The organism is Micromonospora sp. CPCC 205561, assembly GCF_036906775.1.
Classification (GTDB): Bacteria; Actinomycetota; Actinomycetes; order Mycobacteriales; family Micromonosporaceae; genus Micromonospora.
Genome location: NZ_JBAKHV010000049.1, coordinates 12923 through 39469 on the forward strand (window position 1 = coordinate 12923; position 26547 = coordinate 39469).

Sequence of the window (26547 nt, forward strand, 5' to 3'; positions counted from 1 at the left end):
TCCGCCCGGGAAACGCCGCGAGCAGTATCGACGTTCGTCGTTATCTGTCAAGGCTCATGTCGGCTAGGTGTCATATCCGTGTTCGCCTCGACACCGAACGTGAAAATGATACTCCCGGCCGCGAGGAAGCTGATGACGACGTCACCGCTCGATCGGGCTGCCGACTCCTTCGCCGTCGAGCTGGCCCGGCACCGTACGGGTCGGGGGCTGTCCAAGAAACAGCTCGCCACCCTGATGGGGTTCGACCCGTCGTACGTCAGCCACGTCGAGAGCCGCCGGCACCGGCCCACCGAGGACTTCGCGCGTCGCGCCGAGGCGGTGCTGGAGGCCAGCGGCGCGATCTGGCAGCGCTTCAAGGAGTACGACGAGCTGCGGCACGCCCGAGCCGAGCGGGCGCACCGCGAGCCGCCCCTGCCGGGGCAGTGGATGCCGCCCGGCACCGGCCTGATCGTCGAGCGGGAACTCGCCACCCTCACCCACCAGGGCGACTCGTACCGCTGCGTCATCCGGCGGGAGCTCTACAACGCCGGCACCGAGCCGGTCACCCGTTACCTGGTGCGGGTGGCCGTCGACCGCTACCCCAACGACCCCGGGCGCTCCAACCTGCACCACAGGGAGCACCCGCTCACCTTCGCCGAGCTGCGCCTGGAGGCGTACCGGGAGGACGGCAGCGAGCGGGAGGCGATGCACTGGCGGGCCAAGCACGACCGGGACGCCTTCAAGGAGCTCTGGCTGCTCTTCGAGAACGCCGACCGGCGCTTTCCGCTCTACCCCGGCGACCGGGCCACCATCGAGTACGCGTACAGCGTCGGGCAGGACAAGTGGGGCCCCTGGTTCCAGCGGGCCGTCCGGCTGCCCACCCGGCAGATGGCCGTACGCCTGGATCTCCCGGCGAGCCTCGACCCGCAGGTCTGGGGCGCGGAGACCTCGCTCTCGGCGGAGGAGGGCCCCCTGCGCACGCCGGTGACGCGGCGCGAGGAGGCCGACCGGATCGTCTTCGACTGGGCGACCGACGACCCGCCGCTCAACGCCCGCTACCGGTTGCAGTGGCGCTTCCGCAGCCAGCCGGACGCCGAGCCGGAGGAGGCCGGGCGGGTGCGGCCCAGCGACCGGATGCGCGGCCTCGGCATCGTGCAGCGCGGCGCCGACCTGCTCCGGCAGCCGGCGCGCCCGTTCGACCTGCCCCGCGAGGAGCAGGCGGCCCGGGAGGTGGCCGACCGTCTCGCGGCGGCCCTGGCCCGCCTCGACGAGCTGCACCCGTTCAGCAAGGGGGTGGGCATCGCCGCCCCGCAACTCGGCCTCGACCGGGCGGCGGCGGTGGTCCGTCCCCCCGACCGGTCGGCCGAGCCGGTCGTGCTGCTCAACCCCCGGGTGGTCGACGCCTCCCCCGACAGCGACGAGCAGTACGAGGGGTGCCTCTCCTTCTTCGACCACCGTGGCCTGGTGCCCCGGCCGCTCCGGCTCGACGTGGAGCACGCCCAGTACGACGGCAGCCGCATCATCACCTCGTTCGAGTTCGGCATGGCCCGGCTCGCCGCCCACGAGATCGACCACCTGGAGGGGCGGCTCTACGTGGACCGGATGGCCCCGGGCGTGCCGCTGGTCCCGGTCGAGGAGTACCGCGAGACGGGCCGTCCCTGGCGGTACTGAGCGCCGACCCGACATGTGCCGGCCGGCGGCGCGGGAACACGCCGCCGGCCGGCGGCACGACCACGCCCGCGCGGGTGGGAAGGACGGCTGGCGGGCGTGGTCGTGCGGGGCGGTGCCGGGCCGCCCGTAGGGGGACCGGGGCGCGTGCCCCAGGGGGCAGGGGCACGCGCCCCGGTATGGGGGGAGGAACGCTTCTAGAGGTTGCCGAAGGTGTCGTAGCGGGTGTTCTCCGGCGGGACGCCGTCCTCGGCGAGGACGCGCAGGGTGGCCCGCACCATCCGGGCCGAGCCGGAGACGTAGCAGTCGTGCGTCGTCCAGGGGCCGTACCGGCTGACCACGTCCGACACCTCGCCCAGCTCGCCGTCGAAGTCGGGATCGTCGCTGCACGCCGGCGTGACCGACAGCCACGGGTGCGCGGCCACCAGCTCCTGGAGCCCGGCCAGGCCGTACAGGTCGCCCGCGGCCCGGGCGCCGTAGAAGACGTGCACCCAGCGGGTGCGGTTGAAGCCGGCCAGCTCCTCCACCAGCGCCTTGATCGGCGCGAGACCGACCCCGCCGGCCACGCAGAGGATGTCCCGCTCCGAGGCGCGGTCCAGCGTCATCGACCCCATCGGGGCGGCCACCCGGAGCAGGTCGCCGGGCCTGACCCGGCGGACCAGCGCCCCGGAGACCCAGCCGGCGCCGGGAGGCGTACGGACGTGGAACTCCAGCACGCCGTCGTCGTTCGGGGCGTTCGCCACCGAGTAGGTGCGCCACACCCGGGGAAGGTGGCGGGGAACCTCCACGCTCACGTACTGGCCGGCCCTCCACGGCAGCGGGTGCTGCAACGCCCGGCAGGTCAGCACCGCCGTGTCCGCGCCGTACCGCTCGTGCGTCAGCACCTCCGCGTGCCAGAACGGCGGGCCGTCGTCGGCCGCCGCGCCGGCCAGCATCTTCTCCGAGATCGCGGCGTACGCGTCCCGCCACGCCTGGTCGTACTCCAGGTTCCAGCCGTCGCCGGCGATGCTCCGCAGCGCGTCCAGCAGCGCGACGCCCATGGTCTCGTAGTGCGCCGCCTCGGCGTGGTACTTGCGGTGGTCCCGGCCCAGCGAGCGCAGGTACTCGTCGAAGCTCTCCGGGTCGCCGACCGTCTGGGCGGCGGTGACGATCGCCTCCAGGAGCCGGTCGCCCTGCCCGCTCATCTCCACCGGGAAGAGCTTGCGCAACTCCGGGTCGAGCAGGAAGAGCCGGGCGTAGAAGTGACCGCTCAGCCGCTCCCGGTGCTCCTCGACCAGGGTCCAGCTCTCCTTCAGCAGCCTTGCGAAGTCGTCCACGGGGCGCGCTCCTTCTCCTGACGGCGGATCGGGCACCCATAGAATGTCCACGGAGCGTGCCGACCGGTCGCACAGAATGTGCGACCGGCTCGTGAGGCTCGTTCGGGCGGTCCCGCCGACCGTCGGCGTCGGGCAGAGTGGTGCGGTGACCGTTGAGCTGGAACGCCCGGCGACCCGCCGGCTGCTCGGCACCGAGACGCTGCTGGTGCTCGGCCTCTCCCTCGGCCAGTCCGCCGTCTACGCCACGGTGTCGATCATCGCGAAACTGACCGCCGACGGGCCGCTGTCGAAGCAGACCGCCTCGCTCAACACCTCCGCCTCACCCAGGCCGTGGCTGGACCTGACGTACCAGCTGCTCGGCATCGTCTTCGCGCTGCTGCCGGTGCTGCTCGCCGTACACCTGCTGGCGCGGGACCCCGGCGATCCGGCGCGGGCGCTGGGCCTGGACGGCCGGCGGCCCGGCCAGGACCTGGCCCGGGGTGCGGGCCTGGCCGCGCTGATCGGCCTGCCCGGCCTCGCGCTGTTCTGGGCGGCGGCCCAGCTCGGCGTCAACGCCACGCTGGTGCCGGCCGCACTGCCCGAGCTCTGGTGGACGGTGCCGGTGCTGGTCCTCGCCGCCGTGCAGAACTCGGTGCTGGAGGAGGTGATCGTCGTCGGCTACCTGGTCACCCGGCTGCGCCAGCTCCACTGGCGGGTCGGCGCGATCGTCGCGACGAGCGCCCTGCTGCGCGGCTCGTACCACCTCTACCAGGGCTTCGGCGCCTTCCTCGGCAACGTGGTGATGGGCGTCGTGTTCAGCCTCTTCTACCTGCGCACCCGCCGGGTCATGCCGCTGATCGTCGCCCACACGCTGCTCGACGTCGTGGCCTTCGTCGGCTACGCCCTGCTGCCGCGGGAGTGGTTCGACTGGCTGTGAGCCGGGTCGCCCACCCGGCGCGCCGGCGGTGCCCGCCCCGCCCGTGCCCGCCCGTGGCGAAGGCTCAGCCGGTCGGCGACCGCCGGTAGGCGGCGATCGCGCGGGCGGCGAGCCGCTCCGCCGCCGCCGCGTCGCCAGCCGCCGCCGCCAGCACCGCGGCGCCCGGCAGCAGTCGGGACGCCAGCCGCAGCGCGAGCCAGCCGCCCGCCTGCGCCGCCAACGGCGCCGCCAGTCGCCACGCCGCCTCCGCCGCCCGGGGCCAGCCCGCCTCGTCGGGCGCGTCCGCCGCCCGGGCCGCCGCCAGCGCCGCTCGGGCGCTCTCCGCGTCCGGGTGCACGCGGGTCAGCACCAGCAGCTCCACCGCCCGGTCCGGATGGGCCGGGTCCAGGCCGTACGCCGCCGCGAGGTGCAGCACCAGGTTGGCCTGCGCCCACAGCAGCACCGCCAGTTCGGCCACCGGCGCGAAGGCCCCGGCCAGCGCGGCGGTCGCCCCACCGGCCCCCGCCTGCCGGACGAACCGCCGGGTCGCCAGCCGCGCCAGCCCGTCCGCACCCGCGCCGGGGTAGGCGTCGCGCAGCCGCCGCGCCCACTCGCGGGCGCGCGGCCCGACCGCCTCGACGGCGGCCAGGGCCAGCAGCTCCGGAGCGAACGCCGGGTGATCGAGCACCCGCGCGGCGAGCACCCGGAGATCCGGTTCCGCCGTACGCCCCGACGCAGGGCCTGCGGCGGAGCCGCTGCCGGTGACCGGTGCGACCGCGGCGGAGCCGGCCTCGACGGCCGGGGAAGCGGTCTCGGCGGCCGGCGAGGCGGTCGCGGAGCCGACCTCGGCGGCCGGGGAGACCGCCGCGGAGCCGTCGTCGGCGGCCGGGGTGATGGCCGCCGGGGCGGCCTTCCTCGACGTCGTCGCCTTCCGGGCAGGCGTGGTCTTCCTCGCGGTCGTCGCCTTCCGGGCGGGTGCGGCAGTCATCGCGGCGTCTCGCGCGGCCGGGGCGCTCTGCCCGGTGCCGGCGCTTCGTGTGCTCGCGGCGCTCGGCTGGGTCGGGTTGCCTTGGGCCGTCGCCGGTCCTGGCGCGGCGCTTCGTCCCGTCGCCGCGCTTGGTTCCGCCGTCGCTTCCGCAGCCGCCGGGGTCGGGGTCGCCTTCCTGGCGGACGCCCTCTTCGCGGGGGCCTTCCGCGCCGTGGCGGCGTCCCCGCCGGGGGCCTTGCGCGCGGTGTCGGCCTTCGTGGCGGCGGCCTTCGCGGGGGCCTCCCGCGCCGTGGCGGCGTCCCCGCCGGCGGTCCTCGCGGCGGCCTTCCGCGCGGTCTCGGCCTTCGTGGCGGAGGGCTCGGGGGCCAGCACGGGCTGACCGGGTACCGCGTCGCCCGGTGGGGTCGGCTGGCCGGCGGCACCCCTCCGCGCGGAGGTCCGCTTTCTCGGGGCGGACCGGCTCGCCTGTTGCCCGGCGGTCGGAGTGCCCGCTAGTCCTTCCCCCGCCGGACCGGACGCACGCGCCCCGGTGATGGTCGTGTCGACGCCCTCGTCCCCGCCCCGGGCCGGCTCGGCCGCTGCGTCGTCCGGTGTGCCGCCGCCCGGTCTCCCCGCAGCCGAACTTGCCGCCGGCGTGTCGGCGCGCCGGCTCGGCCGAGCGTCCCCGGGCCCGGCAACGGGGGTGTGGGAGAGGTCACGGCCGGGCGGATCCGCCGCCTGGCCGGCCCGCGCCTGCCCCTGCTCCCGGTCGGCCCGCCCCTGCTCCTCCTCCGTCCGGGCGGGCCACACCCGCGTCGAAGGTGGGTTCGAACGGTCGGGCTGGCGAGGCGCTGGCCCCTCGGCCGCCGGAGGTTGGAAGAGCACAGCGGGCGCCGGCCTCACCCGCCCGGGGCCCTCACCGGACTCTTCCGGCCGGGCCGGCTCGGGCGGCGCAGGCGGCGGGGTGAAGGTCGCCTCCGGGGAGCGCCGGCGCGCTCGCTCAGCAGGCTCTCGGCGGTTCGGCTCACGCGGCGGCTGCTCCTGCATATCGATGGAGCGTAGTCCCGATCACGCCCGTGCACAGCCGGGCGGAGCGCTGTTCGCGGCGGGTCGCGGCCTCCTGGGGCACTCGGCCGGGTCGACCGGCCGGCGCCGCCGCGGGCGGTTCGGGAGCCACGGCAGGGGTGGACCGGGGAAGTCGCTTTGCTCCCGGTGGGTGGGGACCTGTATTCTCGGGCGCGGTGGTCTGCAGGGCCACCAGGGAGACTTCGCCTAGTCTGGTCTATGGCGCCGCACTGCTAATGCGGTTGGGGTCTTAAAGCCCCTCCCGGGTTCGAATCCCGGAGTCTCCGCGCGAAAGCCGGGTGTGTAGACTGGCCGAGCACCGAGCGCCCGTAGCTCAATGGATAGAGCATCTGACTACGGATCAGAAGGTTAGGGGTTCGAGTCCCTTCGGGCGCACAGGGTTTCACCTGCGGAAACGCCCCTCCGGCGATCGATAATGATCGACCGAGGGGCGTTTTTCGTGCCCCCCGGGGGGCACGTGGGTCGCCGACTCTGGCTGGTTGCTTACGAAGAGTCACCAGGGGTTTGTCTCTGGTGATGGTTGGCCGTGATCCCCTCGTTCAAGTCCGAGGTTCGACCTCTTACGGCAGACGGACCCGCCTAAAATCGCACGGCGAACCTCAAGTGTGGGCACGCGGTGATCAACAAGCGGTGCTCGGCGGCAAGAATCGGCCGCCGTAGGGTTCGTCGTCGGGGTGCCCCTCCTCACCGATGCGCTCATCGCCGATACCTCTAGGTGTGAGAGAGGTGGTGTGCCGGCGGAGCCGGTGTAGGCGAATGGGCTGCGCCCGCGCGAGACCTGCGCCATCCGCAGTCCGGTGCCTGTGCTCGTCCTCGCTTTGTCCTCTTCTTCGATGCGGCCCTTGGGGCCTCTACTCGGGGAGTTGGCCGATTGCAGGCGAGTCGTGCAGCCAGGCAAGTTCACGGAGCTCTATGCCTAGGGCGTTGGCAAGGGACAGCATTGTGAAGTAGCCGGGTTCGATCACCCTTCCCGACTCGATCTTTCTCAGGGTTGAGACAGCGACTTGGGCACGTCCTGCGAGCTGCTCCTGGGTCAGCCCTCTCTCGGTGCGCAGCGCTCGTAGCCGGGTGGCGAGTACCTCGGCTTGATCCCGGAATCGGCTGTTTTCGCGTCGAGCGCGCCCTGCTGGCACGCCATACAGCGTAGTGGTAAATTTTGACCGGTCCAACTTTATCGCTACAGATGATCGAGCCGCTTGGGTAAGTTGAGGGTTGGTGGAAGGGGGAGTCCGTGACGGCGTCTGGTGAGCACATCAAGGCACTCGTGCGCAACCACGCCGCCGGTGATGACGCCGCGTTCTACGCTGTCGCGCTGCAGGTCGCAGCGAAGGCGGCCCGCCAGGGCCACGGAACATTGGCCAACGAACTTAAGCGGGTGATCGAAGCTTCTCGGAGTCAGCCGGTCGCAAGCAAGGTCACGGCTATCGCCCGCCCTCGCGGGGACCTAGCCGATCTGGTTGCAGCGGCGTTCCCGAACGTGTCTCTCCGTGACTTGGTAGGTCCGCCGCAGTTGAAGGACGCGATTGCTCGCGTGCTTCATGAACAACGGCAACGGCAGGCCCTCTCGGAACACGGCTTCGCGCCGGCTCATCGACTTCTCCTGGAGGGCCCCCCGGGGACCGGCAAGACGATGACCGCAGCGGTGATCGCTCACGAGCTGGCTCTGCCGTTGTTGACGATTCGCCTGGACAGCCTGCTCAGCAAGTATCTTGGCGAGACGGCGAGCAAGCTTCGCGCGGTGTTCGACGCCGCAGCGTCTCAGCGGGCGGTCTACCTGTTCGACGAGTTTGACGCTCTCGGCGGCCACCGGAGCGGCAATGACGTCGGAGAGGCCCGCCGGATTCTGAACTCGTTTTTGATCTTCCTCGAGCAGGCCAACGCCGAAAGCATCGTCGTGGCCGCCACGAACCATCGGTCGATCCTTGACCATGCGCTGTTCCGCCGCTTCGACGTTGCGATCAGATACGAGCTGCCGGACGGCGTGCAGGCAGCGGAGGTCATGAAGGCCCGGCTTGGGCCTATGGGGCGGGGCATTCGATGGGTGGCGGTCCAGGCACACGTGTCGGGACTGAGCCATGCCGAGTTGGTCAAGGCCGCCGAAACTGCCGCGAAGCAGGCCATCCTGCGCGGTGAGAAGCAGGTCACGGTAGCTGACCTATCTGAAGCATTGCGGGAACGTCGAGCGGCGGGCAGTGAGTAGCCCGGCTGGACCGTTGGCGCATTTGACCATCACCGATCGCGCCGAGGACCGCAGCTTCAACCGCAGGGGCGGGGGTAACCCGCGAATCCGTGACGTGGAGCGCCGAGCCCACGGGACCAAATTGGGCGGAGATCTCGAACGCTCCCTGCATCAGGCGGACACTGAACGCGCCGCGGTAGCCGATGATCTGACGCTGGAGGAGCTCAAGGCGCTCGGCATCATCCTGGTGCTCGATGCAGCGGATCCGGCTTTCCCACTGAAGCTGGACTCGCTCGAGCGCATGTCGAACCATCGGATCAAGCGTCCGCAGTGGCTGCTGTTGGCGGTCAACCCAGCCAACGGCGATCGGCCCGAAAGCGCCGTGATTTGGGTCAGTGATGCCTACCGCGGAGCGTTCCTGAAGATCTTCGAGGATTTCCTCGAACTCGACACACGCGGTGGGAAGCCGCAAAACGGTGCACTCGTCGCGAACATCTCCTCGATCCGACGGGCTGTGCTCCGTGATCTCTGGCAGTCCGCCGGCGACCCGCCGGCGGGACTGGCCTGGTGGGAGATCTGGCTGACCCGGACCGACACCGGAGTAGACCTCCTCCGCGCGTTCGCAGCTAACCGCTTCCGGATGTCCCAGCGGCGTATGGACCTCGTCGACCGCACCGTAGTCTGGCTAGAGGCCCGCTGGGACGACCTACAGGCGTTGCCGTTCACCGCTGTCCCCGTCGCCGAAATCCGGCGCCCTGAATTCATCGATACGGTCGAGGACTATTCCCGGGATGACCAGGACGAGCTGACTACGGACCTGGTGGAACGCACTACGGTTGCCCCGGGCGGGGTGCCGGTCGTGTGTCACCTCGACAGCGGTGTGCGCCACTCCCACGTGCTGCTATCGGAGTCGATCGACGCCAGCGACCTGCATTCGATGGTCGGCGACAGCGGCGAGGATCGGCGTGACCACGGCACCTTGATGGCTGGACTCGCTCTCTACGGTCCTCTCGATCATCTGCTGCTGGGCAACGGGCCGGTTGTGCTGACGCATCGCCTCGAGTCGGTCAAGATGTTGCCCGACGAGCCGGCCACGAACGATCCAGCGGCCTATGGGCTGATCACGGCACAGGCCGCAGCGGCCGCAGAGACGTCAGCGCCGGACCGGCGGCGTGCCTTCTGCATGCCGATCACCGCGCCACCTGAGGCGCGAGCGGGCGAGCCTTCGCTGTGGTCGGCAGCGATCGACGCGCTGAGCGTCGGCACCGACATCGGCCAGTCCGATACGGGAATCGCGCTCCTCGGCCAGCCCGATCCCAACGCCGCCCGCCTTTTCCTGATCTCGGCTGGCAATGTACGTGACCGGCTACCAGGGCTGGACCACCGCGAACTGTGCGACATCTCGGAGATCGAGGACCCGGCGCACGCTTGGAACGCGCTCACCGTGGGCGCATACACGGACTTGGCCGGGCCTCCGACGGACCCGACGTTCGACAACTGGACAGCGCTGGCCGGCGAAGGTGAGCTCTCCCCGCACAGCCGCACGTCGGTGTCGTTCGCCAGCCGGGCTTGGCCGATCAAGCCCGACATCTGTATGGAAGGCGGCAATGTCCTCAGCGACGGCATCGACTTCCACGACAGGCATCCGCTTCTGTGTGTCCGCACCACCTCAGCTCGGGACGACCTCGCCCTCGCCTCGGCTAACGCCACGAGTGCCGCCACCGCGCAGGCGGCCCGACTCGCGGCGAAGGCCATGTCGGAATACCCGTCCTACTGGCCAGAGACCATCCGAGGGCTGCTGGTCCATGCGGCCGAGTGGACGCCGGCTATGAAAGCCGATGTACACGGCGCAACAACGAAAACTGCACGGCAGACGATGCTGCGCCGCTACGGCTGGGGCGTACCAACCGAAACCTCGGTCCTCGCCTCCAACGCCAATGCTGTCACCCTCGTGACGCAGGATGAGTTCGTTCCGTTCGACGGCCCAGGCCACGCTGCCCGACGCTTTCGCCTGCACCGGCTGCCGTGGCCGACTGAGACGCTGCGCGAACTTGCCGAGGCAACCGTCCAACTCCGCGTTACCTTGTCCTACTTCATCGAACCGACGGCATCCCGACGGGGCTGGCGCCGGCGCTACGCCTACGCCTCACACGGCTTGAGGTTCGAACTGAACGCACCCCTCGAGCCCGTTGACGCCTTCGTCGCGCGCATCAATCGCGAAGCGCAGGACGAGGAAGCAGGCACCCGACCACCCAGCGGGTCAGAACGCTGGCTTGTCGGGGGCAACCAGCGAAACCTTGGCTCACTCCACCAAGACATCTGGGAAGGAGATGGCGCGGCACTCGCCGAATGCAATTTCATCGCCGTCCATCCGGTGGGCGGCTGGTGGAAGAACAGCAGTCGCGCGGATCGAGCAAACCTACCCCTGCGCTACAGCCTCATCGTCTCGCTGCGTACAGCCGCGCAGGACGTCGACCTATATACACCGATCGCTGTACAACTCACCGTCCCAATCGGAGCCGAAATCGGCGAGGCGTAGCCGATCCTCGGCGGGCATCATCACCTTCAAGCAGCACGCGCCTGGGGATCCGAACGCGTGCTGCTGCCGCACGACATGGCGCACTGCCCGACGCCTTGTACCGATCGCAGCGATCTGACTCAGCCGCCCTGGTCGGTTGCCATGTGGCCGGGCGGCGCACATCTGTGTCAAGTCATCCTCGACACACTCGCCGACCCGCCCGTGCCCGGGGGTGCGTAGGCGATTGCTACGGCTACTACGGCGGCAGGCGGAAGATCCGATTCGAGCGGCGACAAGGCGAAGCGGCCCGTCGGACGAACTTACAAGTACCCGTCCGCACGCAGGTCGGACAACATCTCCGCGTCGCCGAGACGAGCGTCGCTGCCCCTCGTCATCGGGGGCGTCAGGTTCGAGACCGGCGAATCAAGCCAGCCAGTCGGCAAGATGGTGTTGAGCGCTATGGATGCTGCAACCTGGCGTCGCTCTGGGCCCATCGACTCGGCTAACTGGGCGGCAACCTCCGGGCCGGTATTGCGGATCGTTAACGCGAGCGCGCAGGCATCCGGGTCAAGCGCCTGCAGGAGTAGCCGGGCGGACGCCTCTCGAATGTTCAGGGAGCACAGCGCCACGGCGATGAGGTGAGTAGTGAGTGGCGGGTCGGCGGCGATCAGGTTGAGATGGTGTGCCAGACAAGCGTCGCAGCCGTCCCAGCGGGCCGCGAGAGCATCAAGCAGCGGCCGCATGTCCATCGGGCGCAGCGGCCCAGGCTCCGGGCTCTCAACCCCGTAGTCAACCGCGTACAGCTCCGACATCTCCAGGTTCACCCCAGCTGGCCGTGGGTGCCGTGGGAGCTCATCGGAGTCACCGCCGAGCGCCTGTCCACAGGAGCGAGGGATCACCATGTTGTCGTAGAAGTCTGGGGGAAGGTGCGAACTGGCCATGCGCGCATCCTTCCGCCTCGAAGGGCGCTCAGCAACGCCCCTCGTCTGTCGCGTAACCGGTGGCACGGCCACGCTGACAGGCGGCGGCAACCTTGTCTTGGTGGTCTTCGACAGGTGGCTGAACAAGAATGACGTGAGCGGGCCCGACAATGCTCGGAGGGATCATGAGACTGAGTCGTGAGGATGCGCTGCGGTTGGCGAATGAGCCGGTGACCGCTTGGCCCAACCTGGAGGTGGAGTACGAGCCCCGCCCGGCGGTGAACGTGTTCCCGGTGCGGCTCGGCCCCGCCGACGGCATGTGGGTGGCCAAGGAGGCCGACCGCCGCGGCGTCCACCCGGCCGTGGTGATCGAGGACCTGGTGAGTCAGGCGCGCGGAGCGGCGGATAGCCCGCCAGCAGATCAAGATGCGGGCGACCAACCTGGACCGCAGGAACGGTGCCCCCCGGGGGGCACCGTGGGGGACGGAAGCGCCGCCTAGCGTTACGTTCCGTCGACACTGCTACATACCGAATCCGGACAAACCTGCATAGCTGCAGGTCATGGCAACCCTCACCTACAGACTACGGATCAGAAGGTTAGGGGTTCGAGTCCCTTCGGGCGCACAACATCGCAAGAGCCTGACCCGCGGAACACGGGTCAGGCTCTTGCTCGTCTGCCCCGTGTGGACGTTCGGCTGCTTGTCCGACGAGCGTCCCCTGCGTCCCGCTCTGTCTGATGGGTGCGGGATGTCGGATCTGGTCCGGCGGGCCGCAGCGGTGATGAGCTCCGAAGCAATCGCCAGGTGTCGATTGCGGGTTGCGGGTTCGGTGCGGTAGTCCTCCTGCGTCGTCGGCTGAGTACGTGGGGGACTGGTGCAGCCTTCGGTCCAACCGTCGCATGGGAGGAACCCATGTGAGGGCTCCCGTTTGCTGTGCACGGACCGTTAGTTCTGCCGTCGCGACTGCTGGCGGTGGCAGCGCGTCCATGTCGGCTATCCGTGGTGCAGGAACCCTTGAGGGCCGTGCTGGTGTGGGGACGGGTAGAAGCGTCGGCCGTCGGGTGACCTGGGCTGTCGACCGGCACCGGCCGGGTGTCGCGTACGTCGACGCGAACAACGCGGCGCGCGTGTTCGACACCGGGGTGCCCGCGACCCCACCACAGTTGGGCACCTCCTCGATCAACGACGTCGCCAGCCATCGCACACCCGGCCATGGCCTGCACGGATACCTCTGGCTGAGTCGGTCGGTCAGCGGCTGGCAGTTGACGATCACCCATGGCTGGACCGGCAGGGTGGTGCACCAACGCAGCGGTGGCCCGGCCCGCGAATCCGTCGCCGTGCAGTGGGACCGCAATCTCACTCCGGGCGAGCCAGCACGCAACGGCCCTCACCCGTGGACCCTGACCGCCACCGCCGACGGAGGCACGGCGCCGGTGCCGATCGGCTCCGGCAATTTTCCCGTGGCCTGCGGTACGTTCCCGTTCCGGGGTTACGACTGCTACGGCGGGCCGGGCTGCTCGGGGTCAAGTCGACCGGCGCGGGCCACTGGTACGGCACCCGCCAGGACGGCGTTACCCCTGGCCGGCTCTACGACGCCGGCTGGTCGGACACCTGGTGCCTGACCTGCACCGGTCGGCGCGTACCTCCGCGCTGGTGCCGTTCGGTGACTTCGACGGCGACGCGCTGCCTGACCTGCTGGTCCGCGACGGCAGCGGCGGCATGAAGGCCCACCTCGGCATCGGCCAACTCCAATTCGGTGCCAACAGGACCAAGGGCCTCGGCGCGGGTGGGAAGATGTACAAGTCGATCCTCGCCCCCGGTGACCTGAACAGCGACGGCCACGACGACATCCTCGGCGTCGACGCCGAGGGCAGACTCTGGCTCTACACCACCACCGGCACCGGCGGCATCAACCCCCGCGTCCAGGTCGGCTCCGGCTGGAACATGTACCCCCGGATCGTCGGCGCCGATGACCTCAACGGCGACGGCCGCGGCGACCTGCTCGGCATCGACCCGACCGGCGTCATGTACCACTACCTCAGCAACGGCAACATGGGCTGGACCAATCGCAAGAACGAAACCCGAGCAAACGATGGTAGATAGAACGCCGAACGGCGGCCCGCTGAACCAGTCAGGCCGCCGTAGCGAAGCGTGGATCAGAGCGAGCGGATGTCCGACGCCTGCGGGCCCTTCGGGCCCTGGGTGATGTCGAACTCCACCCGTTGGTTCTCCTCAAGGCTGCGGAAGCCGCTCGCCGAGATCGCCGAGAAATGGGCGAAGACGTCGGCGCCGCCGCCGTCCTGGCTGATGAAGCCAAAGCCCTTGTCGCCGTTGAACCACTTCACGGTACCAGTAGTCATGTCTGCTCCTTCGCAGGCTGTTGGAGACCGCACTGTGCGGACTCGCGCGCCACCGCGTTGATCACCCGCGCCGGGAACGACACGAAAACGAAAAAGCGCCTGGATGGGTTTCAGATAACCCATCAGGCGCCGAAACGTCTACGGAAATCAAAACTGCAACTGGTCGATGCTAGCACAGAATCCGGCGCCCGCCGCCAGGCGCCATGTGTACGGCCTCCCTCACAGCACTGCACCGCGAGGCGCAACTTCGATCGCTGCGACGCCTCGGCCGTAGAGTACGACGAGCCGGTCACCGTGTTTGGTGCGCAGCACTCCCGAATCCTGTGCCAGTGTCGAGATCACGTGGTCCACAAGCTCGTCCTCGTCGGAGACGTCCGGTCTGTCGTACGTGATATCCATGCGTTCGCCGCCGATGAGCCGGACGCGTAGCACCGTAGTTGCCATGTCGTAGAGGCTAGTCGAGTGGGGGTGCCAGGTGCGGTGGCGCTGTCGTGGGCTCCTCGGTCGACTCGCGCAGCCAGATCTGCCGACGTGCAACCGCTGCTGTAGGTCGCAGGTCGCCGACACAGGCGAAGCTCGGACGACGACCGCGCCCGGGCGGGCGTGACACTGGACACGGGGCGGGTCGTGTCGATCCTCGCCGAGAGGGAGCCACATTCATCGCTGGAGTCAGCTCCCTGCGCTGGCAGCGGCACCGTTGCGGTAGTGCGCGTAGAGTAGGTGGCGGATCAGTTCGTCAACATCATTGGCGGCAAACGCCTACCGGGCGTGCTGCCCGGGTCTCGGCAGTGTCCACAGGACAACCCCCAGCTTCGAGGGCCGAGCGCTGGCAGACCATCCGATCGCCATCGACATCTCAGTGTGCTGACGGACAACGCCGCGTCCGTCACGGGCGACGACCAGCGACGCGTGAGGCAAACCGTCATGATCCGAGGCGTGGCTGGCTCCAGTGACTGTTCGTCCCCTTCAGGCGCCCTTCGGGAAGCGTCTGCCCCAGGCACAACGACTCGCGTCCCGGCAGCGATCTTGCCCGGGCCATCAGCCCCTACTTCGCCGGTAGTAGCCAGCGAATCGCCCCGGCGCGGTGGTGCGACGAGGCCGTCGCGGCACGGCTGCGGCAGGTGGGCGCCAACCTGACTCGCTCGAGCGAGCAACACCGACACCACAGGAGAAGGACATGACTTTCGTGTTAGCCCCGCCCCCGGTCTTTCCGTCACCGTTGCGCGAGCCCGCCAAGACCCTCCGCGAACGAGGGGTGGACAGTTTCCACGCCGCGCTCGCCGCGGTCTTGGCCGCCGGGCTGGAGGATGCTCTTGCGGCGGGTGACCACCCCAGAGCGATCAGCTTGATCAACCGCGGATTCGCAGAAGGAAGCCCACATCTGGGCTGCGACCTCCTCTGCCGGGCAATTGCGGCCGTCGGGACAGCCCGGACCTGGACCGTGCAGCTCGCGCCCCTGCGATCACCGTGACCCCCTTCGTCGCTGACGGTGGTCCGCCGCCAATGTGGGGGTAGGTCCAGCCCCGCCCCGCTGGTCAAGAGTCACCACGGCAGGACCCGGGCCAGGACGATGACAGCGGTGACGAGGATCGCAGGCAGAACGACGTAGATCACGAAGATCAGCCAGGGAAGCAGTCGGAAGGCCCTGCCCATGGGGCTCTCCGACGGCGTGTAACGAGCAGGGGGTTGAAGGCCCACCCGCTCCCAGACCAGGCCGGCGGCGTCCGTGAACTGGACCCGGGCCTGCCCCCTGCTTGCCGCGAGTGCCGGCAGCTCGTAGTCCACCGCCACGGTCTTCTCCACCACCGTGAAGCGCCGGGCCCCGCCTGATGACACCGTTTCCACTGAGTCCCGGCGGCGGCCCGGCCAGCGGTTGGCTCCCTTCCACACGACATCGACGCGGACGTCGAAGATCGGCGCGGCGCTGTGGTTGGTGAGAGTAACCGACGCCGGGTTCGATGGGCCGTAGGTCCTGATGCCCTCGGTTCCGGAGTCGTCATCGAAGGTCAGGACAGGAATCACCAAGCGGGCCTGGGCGGCTTCGCTGGCCCGCTGCTCCTCCCGACGGACCCGGATCTCGTGACGAAGCAGCAGGCCGGTGACGATGACGGCGAGGGTCGACATCAGCAGCCCGGCCAGGCTTCCCCACGCCTGCATCCAGTCGGTGATCTTCGGAGCCTCGGCAGCCAGCACCGGGTCAGGGTATGGCGGACCATCCACCTACGCATCGGCTCCGCCGCTGGCGCAGCACTCCCTCCTCAGCCGGACCACGGCGCACCACCGTCAAGTCCGGGCTGGTGGCCGTGGCGAGCGGTCGAGGAGGGTCTGGTCAGGCTGGGGTGAGGAGGCAGAACTCGTTGCCTTCCGGGTCCGCGAGGACGGTCCAGGGGACTTCGTGTTGGCCCAGATCGACGGCGGTGGCGCCGAGAGCCCGCAGTCTGGCCGCCTCGGCCTCAAGGTCGTCACCTGGGTACGGGCGGACATCGAGATGGACGCGGTTCCACCCGGTCTTCACGTCCGGTGTACGGAGGAACCGCAGATAGGGGCCGACGCCCTTGGCGGAGCGCAGTACCGCCCGCTGGTCGGTCACCTCGTGCAGGGTCCAGTCCATGGCCTTGCCCCAGAAGCGGGCCATGGCCCGCGGGTCCGCGCAGTCGACCACCACCGCGGCGATCGGCCCGGTGTCCCGGTAGAACGGTCGGGGGTCCAGCACACAGAACTCGTTGCCCTCCGGGTCGACCATGACCGTCCAGGGGACGTCGCCCTGGCCCACGTCGGCAGGTTTCGCGCCGAGATCCTTCAGGCGCGTGACCACCTCCGCCTGATGGGCCGCCGAGGTGGTGGCGAGGTCGACGTGCACGCGGTTCTTCACCGTCTTGGGTTCCGGGGAGACGACGAGGTCAATGCAGACAGCGGTTGGGTCGGGGTAGACGAAGCCCTCGGGTTCGAGGTTGGTCACGCCGGGCCCCTCGCTGGAGACTCCCCAGCCGAGCGCCGCCGCCCAGAAACCGCCGAGCGCCGAGCCGTCCCGAGCCTTCATGTTGATCTGAACGAGCCGCGTTGCCATGCCGGTGATGCTAGGGCCCGTCGAGTCGGCTGGTGCTGCCCGGACTGGAGTGATCGCCCCGTCTGCCGAAGATCGGCATGGCGGGATCTCCGGTAGCTTGCGCCTGGTGCCGACCGGCTCGCCGCGTTACCTCAATGGCCTACACACCCCAGCTTGGGCATAGCACGGTGTGCTCTTCCGACGGCATCCCCACGTCTCGTCCTGCCCGGTGCGCTCCGGGGCTGCCCGATTCCGTCCGGCGGTCGAGGACCATTTGATCTCCATCGTCAATCGACGCGCTTCGAGTTGCTCGAACTGCCCGTCGGGGCCAGCAGCCGCGACACCATCGCCGTCGATCGGCCAGGCCTGGACAGCGGCCGCCAGACTGGTGCAATGAGCAGCACCGATGAAACGGATGAGGACGGCGCCCGGCACGATGACCTTCCGCTCGACGAATTGCCGCTCCGTCAAGCCGCGCTGGACCTGGTGAAGGACACTCCCGAGGGGCGCGCCCTCAGGAGGAAACTCGAAGCCTTCGACGAACTCGATGAAACGGCGAAGAAGAAGGCTGCCCGGGACATCCGCGGAGACATCGCGGACATCGTCGCTCGCGCGGTCACCGAGGAGCACCACCGCACCCAGATGATGGACGCGCTCATCAACTACCGGAATGATTCGAGCGCCGCCGCGCCCGACCCGGCTGAGATACGGGACCAGCACCCGCTCGTGGCCGGCGCCCTGGACATCGCGCAGGAGATACTCGTGGAGCTGGGGAAAGAAGCGTTGATCGAGGCCCTGCTTCCCGGCGCGCACCTCCTGCTCCCGCCCGACGACTTCGTGGAGAGCCTCTTCACGGCCGCTGAGATGATCGAGATCGCGGAAGACCCCTCCGATTCGCCGTGGTGGCCCTGACCCCTCGACGGCGCCCCGGTGCTCCGGCATGCAGGGCGATGGCCGGGCCGTCCTCGCCCCGGCACCTCAACGGCCACGGCGACCGCTCGGCATCGGCTCGGGCAGCGTCATGTGCCACTACCTGAGCAACGGCAACACCGGGCGGGTCAGGCTCGGCTCCGGCTGGGAAGTGCAGAATCACCGTCCGAGCCTGCCCTGCCCACGGATCAGAAGGCTCAGGGGTTCGAGTGGCTGACCTGGGAACGCCCGGTCGGGCCTGAACCCCGCCGAGCCTGGACGCGGCAGCCGGTGCGCCTGCGGTCGCAGGACGCACCGGCTGCTTCCGGCCTCGGTGCGGGCCAGCTTGCGATCGGCGGGTTGCCGAGGCCGGCCATGTCGGTGGGACCTCGGGCAGGTGCGCTACATCAACGGGTTCGCACCACGTGGCCTGGTGGCGAGTTCCTGTAGTGTCCGTTCCAGCAGCAGGTGCGGGTCCTGCGTCTCGACCTGGCCGAGACCAGGCGGGCAGCGGTCCCAGCCGAGCAGCCGCTGCACCTCCTCCGGCAGGGTCTGCACGGTCTCCCGGGGGACGGCGAGGTACTGGTTCTCCTCCTGTCGCAGGTTGCCCAGGTCGAGCGCGACCGAGAGGCTGTGCCGCGGCGACTCCGTGGTGTTGGCCCCGCCGCCGTGGTAGACCCCGCCCTGCCAGAGCAGCGCGGAACCGGCGGGCATGACGGCCGGGACCGCCTCGGCGTACGTGGGCGCCCGCTCGTCGTCCCAGTGGTGACTGCGGGGAATGACCAGGGTCGCGCCGTTGGCGCTGGTGAAGTCGGTCATGGCCAGCATCAGCTGCAACCGGCACGGTGGTCCCGGATGCCGCCACAGATGCATCGCGTCGTCGCGGTGCAACGGCTGCCGGCCCTGGCCCGGATCGATTCGTATCGCCTGGGTGAAGCTGACCTGGATACTCGGCGTCACCTCCATCCGGACCTTGCCGATATAGATGTGCGTCGGCTGTTGCAGCAGCCGCCGCGCCGAACCTAGGAACAGGGGCTGGGTCACGACCGGCGTCATGTGCGTCGTCCGCCGGAACAGGCTGGACAGCCGCTTGGTCTTCTGCCCGTCGTAACCGCTCTCGCTGTAGGCGGAGGCGTCGAGGCCGGGCCCGAGATCCGATCGGAGCCCGGCGAGCGTCGCGGCGTCGGTGAAATCTTCGACGATCACCGCTCCCTCGCGCTCGAGAATCGCCACCACGTGGTCGAGGTCCGCATCCGGCCGTACGTGAGTCAGTTCGTGCTTCGCGGCTCCCATGGTCAGCCGGCCGAGTCGCTGGAGAGGGCGAGGACGACGCGGGTCAGGGTCTCCAGGTCCGGGTCCTCGAAGAGATCGCCGATGTCGAGAGTGACGCCCAGTTGTTCCTCGATCGCCGCGGCGATCTGCACGGCCGCGATGGACTGCCCGTTGAGTTCGAAGAACGTGGCGCCGGGCCGATCGGAGCCCGGGCCCAGGACGTCCGTCCAGATCGCCGTGACACGCTGGCTGATTTCCGTCGTGCTGAGAGCCGACTGCTGGGTGCTCATGTCTCCTCCAGGGTGGGATCAGAGGTACTGGGTATTGGATGGCAGGCCGCAGGTAAGGCGTCCGTACAGCTCGAAGTTGGTGTCGGGGTGCATGATCGCGTGCAGGTTGAGCGCCTTGATGTCGCGCTCGATGCGCTGAATCGGCACGCTGGTGTAGAGCGAGGAGCCGCCGCTGGCACCGGCCAGCACGTCCACGGCCTCCTTGGCGCGCAGGCAGACGGCGCCCAGGTCCAGCCGCGCACGGGCGCGTTCCTCAAGGCTCCACGGCTCGCCGGACGCCGCCTTGGCGTCGATCAGGTCGGCGGTGCGCAGGACGTGGAACCCGGCCTCGTCCACCCCGACCGCCGCGCGGGCCACCTGGAGGTGGGTCAGCGGTGCGGCGCTCTGCTCCGCGTACTCGGTATAGGTGATCTTGCGGCCGGGCAGGCGGTCCAGGAACGCGTCCTGGGCGGCGACCGCGAGGCCGTACGCGGTCGCGCCGACGGTCGTGCAGGCGATCGGCATGAACGGGGCCCGCCACATCGGCGCGGCGGGGTCCTGCTGCAGCGGGTGCACGCCGCCGATCACCGGGCCGACCGGCAGTACCCGCTCGGCCGGCACGAAGACGTCCCTGGCCACCGTCGTGACACTGCCGGAGGCGCACATCCCAGCGGTGTGCCAGTCGTCGATCACCTGTAGGTCACTCATCGGGATCAGCACCATGACGGGCTCGTGCTGCCCGTCCGGGGTGGGCCGGACGGCGGCGTTCACGTTCCAGTCGCTCTGCTGGGCGCCGGTGTTGAACGACCACTCGCCGTTGACCAGGTAGCCACCGTCGGTCGGCACGGCCACCGCGCCGGGGCTGAGGATCCCGCTGATCCGCACGTCGGGATCGGCGAACACCTCGTCGCGCACGGCGTCCGGGAACAGGCCGACCATCCAGCTGCTGATCAGCCAGACCGACGCGGTCCAGGCGGTAGAGCCGTCGCCGCGCGCCAGCTCGGCCAACACCTCGGTGACGGTCCGCGTGTCGGACTCGTAGCCGCCATAGCGCCGCGGCATCCGCATGCGCAGCAGACCGGAGCCGCCCAACGCTTCGAGCATCTCGTCGCTGAGCCGTCTGCGCCGCTCCGCCGCCTGCGCACTGGCCCTCAGCACGCCGCCGAGCTCGGCCGCCCGCCTCAGCAGCTCGGTCCGCGGCGGCATGGTGACTGTTTCCATAGACCCTCCTCGAGTCAGGACCGCGTCCGTATCACTCTGGCGGCCGGCGTTACCGCGACGCACCTTCTGAGCTGCTGTCCGAGCCGTCAGCCGTTGCGCCGCCCGCCGGCCCGGTCCGGCCGCCGGACGGCGATCGACCTCGCCGGTCTCCTTGCGGGCAGCGCGCGGCACGGCCCGAAGATCAGGGGCAGCGTCATGTCGCCGAAGCGCCGCCGCGTCTGTCGCGCCACCGGGCCGGGCAGGCCCGTCGCGGGGCCCGACGTGCGCGGTCAGCTTGCGGGTGGGTCTGAGCAAGCCCGGAGATGCGACCGTCGGCCACGGCGCGGAGCATGAAGTTCCAATGAAGCTCCCGGTGCCGACCTGCCCGACAACGACGGCCCAGGCCGGAGAAGATGCCAGATTCGGAACGGAACGCGTCCGGCTCGACGCCTGACAGGCCGCCCCTGGTCCGTGCAGGCCCAGCATTCGCCGCCCTGCCTGTAGGCCGACGACGATTGCGGCAGTATCAAGCCGCAATCCTTCTTGAGGATTCGAAGAAAAGATCGGGCGGCCCGACGGTGTTTCCGGTGCGGACGCCCGCCGCGACGACGTGCCGGCTCGCCAATTCGCGGGACGCGCGTCAATGGGTCCGCCCTGCTCATCTCCCGATCGGTGGGCAGACGGCGGCAATCACGAAGATGCGGCCCCCCTCCCGGCGGTGATGACAATCGAGGCGCGGCCACGTAGCAGGGCAGTAACCATCCGTTCGCCACACCATCAGGGAGCGCAAATGACCATCGTCGGAACCGATGCACGTACGCAGCTCTCACTGCAGCAGCAGTTCCTCTGCATGTTCGCCCAGGGCTTCGAAGCCGGGCCGTTCGGGCCGCACTACGTGGAGGTCGGCGGGTGGCGGCTCCACGGTCGCGTCGACGTGCAGACCCTGCGCCTGGCACTGGCCGACGTGGTCGAGCGGCACGAGGCGCTGCGTACCGTGGTGCACCTCGAGAACGGCGTCGGCACGCAGAGCGTGCTGCCCGCCCGGCAGCCCGAACTGCTGCTGGTTGAACTGGACGAGTCGACGGAGGCGGACCGGGACCGGCGCGCCGAGCATCTCATGATCGAGGCGGAGACCCGGCCGTTCCCGATCCACGAGGTCCCGCTGCTGCGGGCCGTGCTCGGCCGCTTCGACGAGCAGGACTCCGTGCTCGTGCTGTCCGCCCACCACAGCGCCGCGGACGTCTGGTCGCTCCAGGTGATCCTGCGGGACCTGGCGGAGTGCTACGCGGCCCGCACGGCCGGGAACGAGCCGCGGCTGCCCGAGGTGACCCAGTACCGCGACTACGTCGCCGCACAGCAGGAGGAGGCCGCCGGGCCGACGGTGGCTGCCGCGCGGGCCTACTGGCGTGAAACGCTGCGCGGTGCCCAGATCCTGGTCGCGCCGACGCGCCGCAACGAGCAGGTGACCCCGGCGACGAGCTATCACCGTTTCGTCACCGACGCGGACCTGAGCACCGGGGTCTCCCGGCTGGCCAAGGCGACGCGCAGCTCCCCGTTCATGGTGCTGCTCGCCGCGTTCACCGTCTTTGTGAACCGGCGTACCCAGGCCACCGACATCGTGGTGCCCACCTTCGCGCCGGGCCGCCAGCACGGCTTTCAGTCCACGGTCGGTTCGTTCTTCAACTTCGTCCCGCTGCGGGTGGATCTGCGCGACTGCCGGACCTTCCGGGATGCCGTCGCCCGCACCAGGACGGCCTGCGTCGGCGCCTTCTCGCACGAGCTGCCGCTGCTGCACGTGCTCGCCGAGGCGCCCGAGCTGATGTCCTCGGTTGGCCCCGACGCGGTGCCGTGCCTGTTCCAGGCCGTCCAGCCGCCCTACCTGATGCAGGGCAAGCGGATCGGCGACCTCGAGTACACGGCGATCTGGCGGCGGGTCATGCCGCAGCCGCTCGGCTCCGAGACCCCGGACGGCCTGATCTGGTCGATGCACCTCGGGAAGACCGAGGTGGTGGGCGGGCTCAGCTTCAGTCGCCACCTGTTCGATCAGGCCGAGATCCACGAGCAGGTGGCCGAGTATCTCGGCGTGATCGGCGAGATGGTGGCCGACCCGGACTCGGCGATCTGACATCCGACACCAGCACCGCCACCGCGAACGGCGTGCGCGGCACTCTCCGCACCGTGGCCGACGCGGGTTTACCCAGCCACGGTGCGGAGCGAGCGTCGGTGACGCGCCCGGACGGGTCGGCCGCGATGCTCCGGCACCTCCGAGGGCTCGCGGACGGCGTCGTCCGGGCGCTGTCCGGCGAGCCGGTCGGCCACGGGTGAACCGCGTGCCGGTGGAGTGCGAGTTCCCGGACGCCCGGTGGCGCAGACGTTCCTGGGCCGGCCGCTCGACGACGCCGGGTTCGAGCGGGCCATCGCGTTCGGGGGCCTGAACGCGACCGCACCCGGACGGCTACCCGGCTACTGGTCGTAATTGGTGACGCCGTAGCGCAGGTAGACCACGCCGTTGCCGAACCGGCGCTCGTCCAGCAGTTCCAGGTCGACGCGCACGTCGTCCGGGAAGAACCGGTGGCCGCCACCGACGATCGCCGGCCCGACGATGAGTTGGTACTCGTCGACCAGCCCGGCCCGGACGGCCTGGGCGGCGAGCACCGGTCCGTCGACGGAGATGTCGCGGTCGGACTCGGCCTTCAGCCTGCGGACCGCCTCCGGGTCGAACGAGCGCTCGATGCGGGTGCGCTCGCTGGACACCTCGTCGAGGGTGGTCGAATAAACGATCTTGTCGGCGGCCTGCCAGATGCGGGCGCACTCCACCATGTACGGCGGCTGGTCCGGCACCGTGTGCGCGGTCTCCCAGTAGGTCATCGTCTCGTACATCCGGCGCCCGTAGAGGTAGGTGCCGAGCGACCGCATGTGCTCGTTTATGAACTCGTGGGTCTCCTCCTCCGGCGCCCCCCATCCGAAGTTGCCGTCCTTGTCGCTCACGTAGCCGTCGACCGACGTGATCATCGAGTAGATCAGTCTGCCGATGGGTGATCTCCTTGAATACGCCCGGTCGCCCAGGGTATCGGCGAGGGCGGACAGAACCGGTTGTCGTGCCGCCGGGACCGATCGCCGGCGCAACCCCTGGCACCGCGGCGCGGCCGAGGCGCGAGGACGGGAAGCGGGCCACGACACTCTCCCGGCCCTGCTCCGCCTCTGTCCGGGCCGATCGGGCCGCCGGTACACTGCGGCGGCCTCGGTGATTTCCCCGCGCACTGCGGCTATCGTCAGCGACCGGTGCACCATTGATCGTTCCCCGCGTCCGCGGATGAGAGGCGAACCACGACATGACGGCGGTAACAGGTCGGCAGCCGACCGCTGCGGATCCGGCGGTTGCCGGGCAGGCGGCGGAGGAGGATCTGCGGGCACTTTTCGGGCAGTCCATCGCTGTCTTCGCCGCGCTCGCGGGGCCCGCGCACCTGGTGGAGACGGCGAACCCGGCGTTCTTCGCCGCCATCGGCGAGGAACGGGCGCGCACCGGGCTCGCGATCGCCGAGTTGATGCCTGAACTGGCCGGTCAGGGCTTCATCGCGCTGCTGGACCAGGTCTACCGCACGGGTGAGCCCTACACCGGCCGTGACGTCCGGGTCGTGCTCGGCAGCGGTCCGTACGCGCGGGAGGCGTTCTTCGACTTCACCTACGAGCCGCGCCGAGACGCCGCCGGCGACGTGACCGGAATCCGGGTGCTCGGGGTGGAGACCACCCAGGTCAAGCATGCCCAACGACTGATGGCCGAACACCGTGCCCTGCTGGAGCAGATCGCCCGTCAGGCACCCCTGACCGAGGTGCTCGACGGGATGGCCCGCTGCATCGAGAACCTCGCACCGCAGGAGATCCTCGTCTCCGTTCTGCTCGCCGATCCCGACGGCCGGCACCTGCGCCACGGCGCCGCGCCCAGCCTGCCCGACTTCTACAACGAGGCCATCGACGGGATCGCCACCGGCGAAGGCGTCGGCTCCTGCGGCACCGCCGCCCACCGGCGGGAACCGGTCATCGTCACCGACATCACCACCGACCCGTTCTGGAGCGACTTCCGGGAGCTGGCGGGCCGGGCCGGGCTGGCCGCCTGCTGGTCCACGCCGATCCTGGCCCGCGACGGCGGCCTGCTGGGCACCTTCGCCATGTACCACCGCACCCCGCGCGTCCCGCAGGACACCGACCTCGCCCTCGCCCGGGTCTTCGCCGGCACCGCGGCCCTGGCCGTCGAACGCCACCACATCGAGCAGGCGAAACTCGCCGCCGAGGCGCGGGCCAGAGCAGCCCATGACGAGCTGGCCAAGGCGGTGCAGGCGGAGCGGGAACTGCGCGCCGAGGCCGAGCAGCGCGCCGCCGCCGCCGCGGAACTCGCCGCCCGCATGCGTGCCGCCGCGGCCGCGCAGGCCGCCACGCCGCACCCCGAGCACTGCCAGCTCGGCGGCGCCCAGGGGTGCACCGCACCAGCCGAGATCAAGATCGCCGACTCGTGGGGCGACTCGGCGTGGGGCTGTCCCGTCCACGTCGAGGAAGCGATCCTGAACGTGCGGTCGATCTTCATCGCCAGCGAGTCCCTCGGCGGCCTGGCGGCCTACCTCAACCGCTAGCGACGACCCCGGCGGGCCGCCGGGGTGGGCTTGGGGGCGGGCGCCCCCGGGCCGTCAGCCGCCCTCACGACTGCCGGGCCGCGGTGGTGACCGTCCACGGCAACGAGACGGGTCGCTACGGGCGCGGCCTCAACAGCGACCCGAGCACCGACCACCGCGGGCCGGCCTCCGCTACCGCCGATGCGCGCGGGCGAGCCGCGGGCCTCAGGAGACGGCGGTGGACGACGCCGGCTTCAGACGCCTTCGCTCGACGGTGCTTGTCGCCGTCACCACACTGAGCGGCGGCACGTCCTTCGCGACCACGGCGCCCGCGCCGACGACGGAGCCGCGACCGATCGTCACCCCGGGGGTGACCGTGGCCGCGGCGCCGATCCACACGTCATCCTCGATGACGATGGGTGCGTGCGTGATGAAGTCGTATCGTTCGTCGAGTTCGACGGGGTGCCCGGCCGTGCTCAGGGTCACTCGGGGACCGATCATGACGCGGTCGCCGAGGGTGATGCCCCCGTAGTCGAGGAAGAAGCATCCCTGATTGATGAACACGCGCTCTCCGAACGAAGCTCCGAGCCCGTAATCGCAGTAGAACGGGGGCAGGATGGACAGAGAGTCGGGGATCGGTCCACCGAAGATCTCGGTGAGTACCGTCCTGCGCGCTTCGAGGTCGTCGAATGGCAGCACGTTGAGGCGCGAGGTCAGGTTCATGACCAGCTGTACGCGCTCCGCGAAGGCTCGCGACTCGGGCGTCCGTGTTCGTAGGCGTCGCTGGTTGCGCACGAGGCCATGCTGGCACGCGGCGTCAGAGAGCCGGGGGGCGACCCACCGGCAGGGAGCGCGTCACCGCGTCGTCGGCTGGGCCCTCGGCGCAGAGCGTGGGTCTCGCGCTCGGATCTGAATCTAGGCTGAAGCGACTAGACATCTTCGGTGGCATGCAATAATCTTCTTCGAGTCGAGAGTGAGATCCGTCAAGACGCGGACGGACCGCCCGGCCGTGAGGTCACGACGGGCGGCGAGGGAGGAAAGATCTTCACTGTTCCTCCCGAAGCAGTAGGAGCACGCCAGTCCCGGGGGGATTCCCACCGGGACCGCAGATGGGGCCAGGGCTCTTTCAGGGCTCCACCTGATGTTCGCCGTACGTGTGCGGAGCCATGAAGTCGCGTGGGCTCCGACACCGGCGGACCGTACGACAGCAAGGGAAGAAGTAGCAGAGGAAAGGGAGGGCCGTACACCGTTGGATCGCCCGCCGTCGGTCGTCACTACCGGCTCGGCGGACACCGCAGTTTCCATCGAACGAGAGGTGGTCTCCGGTCACGCTTATGCGATCCTCGCACCCGAAGCCGTC

At 69.9% G+C, this 26547-nt stretch carries 23 protein-coding genes and 2 tRNA genes; 12 read left to right on the top strand and 13 right to left on the bottom strand.

What is annotated here, in order from left to right:
• Positions 1–132: 132 nt before the first annotated feature.
• Positions 133–1650 (top strand): peptide deformylase, encoded by a 1518-nt coding sequence (locus V6V16_RS22145; protein WP_334564912.1) that lies wholly within the window; start codon positions 133–135, stop codon positions 1648–1650.
• 194 nt (positions 1651–1844) lie between these two features.
• On the opposite strand, the gene V6V16_RS22150 is transcribed toward V6V16_RS22145, so the two are convergent.
• Positions 1845–2963 carry a globin domain-containing protein gene (locus V6V16_RS22150; RefSeq protein ID WP_334564914.1) on the bottom strand — a complete coding sequence of 373 codons (1119 nt, stop codon included), beginning with the start codon at positions 2961–2963 and terminating at the stop codon, positions 1845–1847.
• Between the two features lie 145 nt (positions 2964–3108).
• Between V6V16_RS22150 and V6V16_RS22155 the strand changes: the two genes are divergently transcribed.
• Positions 3109–3879 carry a CPBP family intramembrane glutamic endopeptidase gene (locus tag V6V16_RS22155; RefSeq protein ID WP_334564916.1) on the top strand — a complete coding sequence of 257 codons (771 nt, stop codon included), beginning with the start codon at positions 3109–3111 and terminating at the stop codon, positions 3877–3879.
• A gap of 64 nt (positions 3880–3943) precedes the next feature.
• Here V6V16_RS22155 and V6V16_RS22160 read toward each other — a convergent pair whose 3' ends face one another.
• Positions 3944–4561 (bottom strand): hypothetical protein, encoded by a 618-nt coding sequence (locus V6V16_RS22160; RefSeq protein WP_334564918.1) that lies wholly within the window; start codon positions 4559–4561, stop codon positions 3944–3946.
• A gap of 58 nt (positions 4562–4619) precedes the next feature.
• Between V6V16_RS22160 and V6V16_RS22165 the strand changes: the two genes are divergently transcribed.
• From V6V16_RS22165 to V6V16_RS22175, 3 genes are all read left to right on the top strand, one after another.
• Positions 4620–5225 (top strand): hypothetical protein, encoded by a 606-nt coding sequence (locus V6V16_RS22165; RefSeq protein WP_334564920.1) that lies wholly within the window; start codon positions 4620–4622, stop codon positions 5223–5225.
• A gap of 861 nt (positions 5226–6086) precedes the next feature.
• A tRNA-Ser gene (locus tag V6V16_RS22170) sits at positions 6087–6177 on the top strand.
• 36 nt (positions 6178–6213) lie between these two features.
• Positions 6214–6286: transfer RNA gene (locus tag V6V16_RS22175), tRNA-Arg, on the top strand.
• A gap of 476 nt (positions 6287–6762) precedes the next feature.
• Here the strand turns inward: V6V16_RS22175 and V6V16_RS27925 are convergent.
• The gene (locus tag V6V16_RS27925; RefSeq protein WP_442934131.1) at positions 6763–7044 is read right to left on the bottom strand and encodes a helix-turn-helix domain-containing protein; all 282 of its coding nucleotides are present in this window, start codon (positions 7042–7044) and stop codon (positions 6763–6765) included.
• A 98-nt stretch (positions 7045–7142) separates the two neighbouring features.
• Here V6V16_RS27925 and V6V16_RS22180 point away from each other — a divergent pair, with 98 nt between their 5' ends.
• Positions 7143–8111, top strand: coding sequence for an AAA family ATPase (locus V6V16_RS22180; RefSeq protein ID WP_334564921.1), 969 nt, complete (start codon positions 7143–7145; stop codon positions 8109–8111).
• Between the two features lie 22 nt (positions 8112–8133).
• On the top strand, positions 8134–10629 hold the full coding sequence (locus tag V6V16_RS22185; RefSeq protein ID WP_334564922.1) for a S8 family peptidase: 2496 nt from the start codon (positions 8134–8136) through the stop codon (positions 10627–10629).
• 299 nt (positions 10630–10928) lie between these two features.
• Here the strand turns inward: V6V16_RS22185 and V6V16_RS22190 are convergent, their stop codons facing one another.
• Positions 10929–11549, bottom strand: a complete 621-nt coding sequence (locus V6V16_RS22190) for a hypothetical protein (protein ID WP_334564923.1) — start codon at positions 11547–11549, stop codon at positions 10929–10931.
• Positions 11550–12588: 1039 nt separating this feature from the next.
• On the opposite strand from V6V16_RS22190, the gene V6V16_RS22195 reads away from it, so the two are divergent.
• Both V6V16_RS22195 and V6V16_RS22200 read left to right on the top strand, forming a co-directional pair.
• Positions 12589–13149: a hypothetical protein gene (locus V6V16_RS22195; RefSeq protein WP_334564925.1), complete on the top strand. Its 561-nt coding sequence runs from the start codon at positions 12589–12591 to the stop codon at positions 13147–13149.
• A complete protein-coding gene (locus V6V16_RS22200; RefSeq protein ID WP_334564926.1) occupies positions 13142–13630 on the top strand; it encodes an FG-GAP repeat domain-containing protein in 489 nt (162 codons plus the stop codon). The genes V6V16_RS22195 and V6V16_RS22200 overlap by 8 nt, the downstream gene beginning before the upstream one ends.
• A gap of 53 nt (positions 13631–13683) precedes the next feature.
• On the opposite strand, the gene V6V16_RS22205 is transcribed toward V6V16_RS22200, so the two are convergent.
• The 4 genes from V6V16_RS22205 to V6V16_RS22220 form a co-directional block, all read right to left on the bottom strand.
• Positions 13684–13887 (bottom strand): cold-shock protein, encoded by a 204-nt coding sequence (locus tag V6V16_RS22205; protein WP_334564928.1) that lies wholly within the window; start codon positions 13885–13887, stop codon positions 13684–13686.
• 219 nt (positions 13888–14106) lie between these two features.
• Entirely contained in the window at positions 14107–14331 is a 225-nt protein-coding gene (locus tag V6V16_RS22210; RefSeq protein ID WP_334564930.1) for a hypothetical protein, read from the bottom strand.
• A gap of 1098 nt (positions 14332–15429) precedes the next feature.
• Positions 15430–16080, bottom strand: a complete 651-nt coding sequence (locus V6V16_RS22215; RefSeq protein WP_334564931.1) for a hypothetical protein — start codon at positions 16078–16080, stop codon at positions 15430–15432.
• A gap of 136 nt (positions 16081–16216) precedes the next feature.
• A complete protein-coding gene (locus tag V6V16_RS22220; RefSeq protein WP_334564933.1) occupies positions 16217–16954 on the bottom strand; it encodes a VOC family protein in 738 nt (245 codons plus the stop codon).
• A gap of 372 nt (positions 16955–17326) precedes the next feature.
• Between V6V16_RS22220 and V6V16_RS22225 the strand changes: the two genes are divergently transcribed.
• Positions 17327–17845, top strand: coding sequence for a hypothetical protein (locus tag V6V16_RS22225; RefSeq protein WP_334564935.1), 519 nt, complete (start codon positions 17327–17329; stop codon positions 17843–17845).
• Between the two features lie 399 nt (positions 17846–18244).
• Here the strand turns inward: V6V16_RS22225 and V6V16_RS22230 are convergent, their stop codons facing one another.
• From V6V16_RS22230 to V6V16_RS22240, 3 genes are read right to left on the bottom strand one after another with little or no spacing between them, the layout of a single operon-like run.
• Positions 18245–19135, bottom strand: coding sequence for a phytanoyl-CoA dioxygenase family protein (locus V6V16_RS22230; RefSeq protein WP_334564937.1), 891 nt, complete (start codon positions 19133–19135; stop codon positions 18245–18247).
• Positions 19136–19137: 2 nt separating this feature from the next.
• Positions 19138–19404 carry a phosphopantetheine-binding protein gene (locus V6V16_RS22235; RefSeq protein WP_334564939.1) on the bottom strand — a complete coding sequence of 89 codons (267 nt, stop codon included), beginning with the start codon at positions 19402–19404 and terminating at the stop codon, positions 19138–19140.
• Between the two features lie 18 nt (positions 19405–19422).
• A complete protein-coding gene (locus V6V16_RS22240; RefSeq protein ID WP_334564941.1) occupies positions 19423–20604 on the bottom strand; it encodes an acyl-CoA dehydrogenase family protein in 1182 nt (393 codons plus the stop codon).
• A 769-nt stretch (positions 20605–21373) separates the two neighbouring features.
• Between V6V16_RS22240 and V6V16_RS22245 the strand changes: the two genes are divergently transcribed.
• Positions 21374–22708: a condensation domain-containing protein gene (locus tag V6V16_RS22245; protein ID WP_334564942.1), complete on the top strand. Its 1335-nt coding sequence runs from the start codon at positions 21374–21376 to the stop codon at positions 22706–22708.
• Positions 22709–23046: 338 nt separating this feature from the next.
• On the opposite strand, the gene V6V16_RS22250 is transcribed toward V6V16_RS22245, so the two are convergent.
• On the bottom strand, positions 23047–23616 hold the full coding sequence (locus V6V16_RS22250; protein ID WP_334564963.1) for a dihydrofolate reductase family protein: 570 nt from the start codon (positions 23614–23616) through the stop codon (positions 23047–23049).
• 299 nt (positions 23617–23915) lie between these two features.
• Between V6V16_RS22250 and V6V16_RS22255 the strand changes: the two genes are divergently transcribed.
• The gene (locus V6V16_RS22255) at positions 23916–25208 is read left to right on the top strand and encodes a GAF domain-containing protein (protein ID WP_334564944.1); all 1293 of its coding nucleotides are present in this window, start codon (positions 23916–23918) and stop codon (positions 25206–25208) included.
• A 204-nt stretch (positions 25209–25412) separates the two neighbouring features.
• Here V6V16_RS22255 and V6V16_RS22260 read toward each other — a convergent pair whose 3' ends face one another.
• The gene (locus tag V6V16_RS22260; protein ID WP_334564946.1) at positions 25413–25982 is read right to left on the bottom strand and encodes a sugar O-acetyltransferase; all 570 of its coding nucleotides are present in this window, start codon (positions 25980–25982) and stop codon (positions 25413–25415) included.
• Between the last annotated feature and the right edge of the window lie 565 nt (positions 25983–26547).

Coding starts and splice junctions, on each gene's coding strand:
- V6V16_RS22145 (WP_334564912.1), top strand. CDS start 133: ATGACGACGTCACCGCTCGATCGGGCTGCCGACTCCTTCGCCGTCGAG.
- V6V16_RS22190 (WP_334564923.1), bottom strand. CDS start 11,549: ATGGCCAGTTCGCACCTTCCCCCAGACTTCTACGACAACATGGTGATC.
- V6V16_RS22205 (WP_334564928.1), bottom strand. CDS start 13,887: ATGACTACTGGTACCGTGAAGTGGTTCAACGGCGACAAGGGCTTTGGC.
- V6V16_RS22210 (WP_334564930.1), bottom strand. CDS start 14,331: ATGGCAACTACGGTGCTACGCGTCCGGCTCATCGGCGGCGAACGCATG.
- V6V16_RS22220 (WP_334564933.1), bottom strand. CDS start 16,954: ATGGCAACGCGGCTCGTTCAGATCAACATGAAGGCTCGGGACGGCTCG.
- V6V16_RS22225 (WP_334564935.1), top strand. CDS start 17,327: ATGAGCAGCACCGATGAAACGGATGAGGACGGCGCCCGGCACGATGAC.
- V6V16_RS22230 (WP_334564937.1), bottom strand. CDS start 19,135: ATGGGAGCCGCGAAGCACGAACTGACTCACGTACGGCCGGATGCGGAC.
- V6V16_RS22235 (WP_334564939.1), bottom strand. CDS start 19,404: ATGAGCACCCAGCAGTCGGCTCTCAGCACGACGGAAATCAGCCAGCGT.
- V6V16_RS22240 (WP_334564941.1), bottom strand. CDS start 20,604: ATGGAAACAGTCACCATGCCGCCGCGGACCGAGCTGCTGAGGCGGGCG.
- V6V16_RS22245 (WP_334564942.1), top strand. CDS start 21,374: ATGACCATCGTCGGAACCGATGCACGTACGCAGCTCTCACTGCAGCAG.
- V6V16_RS22255 (WP_334564944.1), top strand. CDS start 23,916: ATGACGGCGGTAACAGGTCGGCAGCCGACCGCTGCGGATCCGGCGGTT.